The sequence below is a fragment of the Ramlibacter sp. WS9 genome, from assembly GCF_003797765.1.
Classification (GTDB): Bacteria; Pseudomonadota; Gammaproteobacteria; order Burkholderiales; family Burkholderiaceae_C; genus Ramlibacter.
In genome coordinates, this window is sequence record NZ_RKMB01000140.1 from 1 (window position 1) to 462 (window position 462).

A 462-nucleotide genomic window follows, 5' to 3' on the forward strand; every position below is an offset into this window, starting at 1 on the left:
GCGAAGTCACTCGGCGCTGGGTTGGCGAGGCGCGCATCAGTCCTGTGGTCTTCGGTCCGGAGGTTGCCGCCACCTTGCAGACCGCCGCCGATTTCTTCCATGCCGAAGGCGTGCTGCCGAAGTCGCTGGAGGTCGCCCAGGCGTTCGACTTCAGCCTGTCCGCCGGTGCCGCCGAAGTGGCCCGCCAGTTGCCCGCCGACCTCCGCGTCGGCCAGCGTTGAGGAGTTACGGAATGCGTCAGACCCTGAGCCTGTTCCTGCTTCTCTGCCTGCTCGTCGGCCAGGCCTGTGCCGACGAGCGCGTGACCCTGCGCCTGGCCGACCAGAAGGGCAACATGCGCGCCCAGTTGGAGGCTGCCGGCGCGCTGGACGACCTGACCTACGACATCCGCTGGTTCGAATTCCCCGCCGCCGCCGCCCTCGCCGAAGCACTCAATGCCGGTGCGGTGGATGCCGGCATCAT

2 pseudogenes are annotated in these 462 nt (G+C 68.4%); both read left to right on the plus strand.

Annotation, left to right across the window (positions count from 1 at the left end):
* Positions 1-221: pseudogene (locus EEB15_RS33335) on the plus strand (hypothetical protein); the annotation flags it as partial.
* 11 nt (positions 222-232) lie between these two features.
* A pseudogene (locus EEB15_RS33340) lies at positions 233-462 on the plus strand (aliphatic sulfonates ABC transporter substrate-binding protein); the annotation flags it as partial.